The following is a 3449-nucleotide window of genomic DNA, read 5'->3' on the forward strand; positions in this document are numbered from 1 at the left end:
GCGCGCGATTCGTCAGTGGTTGATCTGAATCCCCCCGCACCGTCCGAGTTGCGTGACCATGCTCGTTCTGTGCCGGCGGCGGTGCAGCCAGATCCTCCAATAGGGGTCTCCGGTCGCGACAAGGGTCCCCTCTATTCCAACGATGCGACCGTTGTCGAAGGGCTGAGGTCAGCTTACGCGGGTAAGGTCAAGGAGAGCACGGTCAAGCGCCATGTAAATTCTCTTCTCGGCTTTGGTCGTTGGCTCTTTGACAATAACAGGCCGGGATTTGCTGCTCGGCTTGACGAATCGTCGCTGGATCAGGATCGCAAGGAGTACGAGAGCAGGGGTGGCCCCTCGGAGTACGAGAGCAGGGGTGGCCCCTCGATCGTGGCTAGAGCACTGGGTCGTCTCAAGACGTTGGCGGGCGGAGCGCCAGTGGTCGACCGCCCTGTCCGGAATCCCTACCCTGCCGACGCCGCGCTCATCAGAGATTACACAGCGGCTCTCATCAAAGAGTACAAAGAAGCGCCTGCGACCGGGCCGAATCGCGGTACCATTCAGGTCTATGGATCTACTCTTATACGTTTCAGTGAATACCTGCATGAAAACAAAAAGCCGGGGATTGCGGATCGGCTTCACGAGGGGTCGCTGGATGAAGATGCCAAGCGCTATGTGAACTCCGGTGGTAACCGGAGGATCAGTGCACTAGCTCATCTCCGGAAGTTCGCACCCGGGCGCGAAATTGCCCTTGCTGCTCGTCCGGAAGACGCAGTCGGCATGGAGGCTCGTGCCATTGGGGACGCCGCTGCGCAGNAAATTGCCCTTGCTGCTCGTCCGGAAGACGCAGTCGGCATGGAGGCTCGTGCCATTGGGGACGCCGCTGCGCAGCGCAGCGGGACGCAGGAGGCATTGGGTCGGCCAGAGAGGCCCCCTGGGAAAGCTAAAGACGGGCGGGTGCTCGGCGCATTGCAATTGCTAGGCGACGAACATATCCACAGGGATTACCAGCTCCTGGAGCAGGNCAAACATTGGTCGCTGCTGTTCGTTGATCGCAGCGACCGGGAACGGCCGGTTGCCTATCATTATGACTCCTACAACGGATGCAATGACACGCTTGCAAAAGAGCTCGCAGAAAATCTGGGCGCCAGCCTGGAGACCCGCGTGGGCGTATCCCGCATCGCCCAGCAGAGCAACGTGGTGGATTGCGGAGTCTACGTGGTGGACGGCACGCGGGCGCTGGTTGGGCGATTGCAATCGCAGCCAGATAACCTGAACCTCAACAACCTCGTCGTCAATCGGCAGGCACTACAAACCCGCCTCAGGGGTGACAATACATTCGGAACGGCAAATAATCTTACGAACTTTGAACTCATGGACCGACAGGCCCGAGACGCGGTTAAGGAAAGCCCCGTTGGGACGTTTCACCAGCAGATCAAGCGGCTCGGCCAGTCAGCGCCAGACGTTGCTCCCGGGGACCCATTTAAATTTCAAAGTCTTGAGAGCAAGGGGGACGCCGCTGCGCAGCGCAGCGGGCCGCAGGAGGAATACAGTTGGCCAGAGTATCTCCCCCCTGGGAAAGCTAATGAAGACGACGCTGTTCTGGCATCGTCTTTCGTGCCAACTGGGCCCCATCACCAAGCCTCGGATCCCGCAGGGTCCTTTCGTCCCCTGAGCTGGCGCGACGGCGACCAGCGCGCGCCGGACGAGCGGATCGCTGCACAGGACAGGAGCAACCAGCTACCAAGCGAGGAGGTCCTCATCAACCGTGAGCATGATACAGCGGAGTTGAGACCAGCGAAGAGGCAAAGGACCCCGAACAGTCGTCTGCAGGACGTTGCCACTGAGCCGCAGCTGAGCGAGATCGGCAATTCAGGCGCTCGCGTGCTGATGCAGGCCCCCACCCATCAAGTGGGTGCATTGCCATGGGAAGCGCAGCCCATGATGCAAGGGAGCGGACAAGAACACGCCGCGGCGCCGTATGCCGGAGGCAGTGGGTCGATGCTGGGTGCCTCGGTGCTGCAGCCGGGTCACTCAACGGCGCGCNGCCGGAGGCAGTGGGTCGATGCTGGGTGCCTCGGTGCTGCAGCCGGGTCACTCAACGGCGCGCCATCATCATGCGCCGGATTCGTCAGTGGTTGATCTGAATCCCCCCGCACCGTCCGAGTTGCGTGACCATGCTCGTTCTGTGCCGGCGGCGGTGCAGCCAGATCGCCCAAAAGTGGTCTCCGGTCCCGACAAGGGTCCTCTTTATTCCAACGATGCGACCCTTGTCGAAGGGCTGAGGTCAGCACTCTATGCCGGTAAGGTCGGGGAGATCACGGTCAAGCGCCATGTAGATATTCTTTTCGGCTTTGGTCATTGGCTCGTTGAAAATAACAAGCCGGGGATTGCGGATCGGCTTCACGATTCGTCGCTGGATCGGGATCGCAAGGAGTACGAGATCTGGGGTGGCGGCCCCTCGGCCGTGGCTGGGTCACTGGGTCGTCTCAAGACGTGGGCGGGCGGAGCGCCAGTGGTGGGCCGCCCTGCCCTGAATCCCCACCCTGCCGACGCCGTGCTCATCAGAGAGTACACAGCGGCTCTCATCAAAGCGTACGAGGCAGCGCCGACCGGGCCGAAACCCCGTACCGTTGAGGTCTATGGGTCTGCTCTTAGACGTTTCAGTCAATGCCTGGTTGAAAATAAAAAGCCGGGGATTGCGGATCGGCTTCACGAGCGGTCGCTGGATGAAGATGCCAAGCGCTATATGAAAACCGCTGACATCAGTGCACTAACTCATGTCCGGAAGTTCGCACTCGGGCGCGAAATTGCCCTTGCTGCTCGTCCGGAAGACGCAGTCGGCATGGAGGCTCGTGCCATTGGGGACGCCGCTGCGCAGCNAATTGCCCTTGCTGCTCGTCCGGAAGACGCAGTCGGCATGGAGGCTCGTGCCATTGGGGACGCCGCTGCGCAGACCGCGGCACAAGCTCATGGCCACGCAGGAGAGCAGGGACCCATCTCTCGAGCTCAACAAGTCGCGCCAGCGCCGCTTGAACGGCACTTGGGCAAGAAGCGTGAGGCCCAGGACGGACTGACGAGTACACTTGACAGGAGCAACCTCGTGAACAGCGGGGGCGTCATCATAAACAATGAACATTACACAGCGCTGTTGAGACCGGCGAAGAGGCAGAGGACTGATAATCCGCAAAGCCGCGCCATGGGGCGGCAACTGAGCGAAGCAACCACGACGTCCATCAGCCAAGCCTCCGATCAAGCCCGAGCGGACCTAATGGCTTCCTTCAGAAGCAGGGAGCGCTCCGACGCGGGGCGTTGAGCTCCATGGCTGGGGTCAAGCAGAACAGCTCTCTTGACGACAGAGGCGCTGATGCGATCTCCGGACCGGTAGCTCTCGCTGTAATTGATCAGGCTGGTACTGTTGGAAGGCTTGATCAGCCTCGTCACCCCAATCTCCAGCATAGCTCACTGTC

At 60.8% G+C, this 3449-nt stretch carries 1 protein-coding gene; it reads left to right on the plus strand.

Going from position 1 to position 3449, the window contains the following annotated elements; genetic code table 11:
• Positions 1-2121, plus strand: a 2121-nt coding sequence (locus X751_RS1000000167375) for a Ulp1 family isopeptidase (RefSeq protein WP_023746503.1), incomplete at its 5' end; no start/stop codon positions are given.
• Between the last annotated feature and the right edge of the window lie 1328 nt (positions 2122-3449).

The organism is Mesorhizobium sp. LNJC394B00 (assembly GCF_000502555.1).
In the GTDB taxonomy this organism is placed as follows: domain Bacteria; phylum Pseudomonadota; class Alphaproteobacteria; order Rhizobiales; family Rhizobiaceae; genus Mesorhizobium.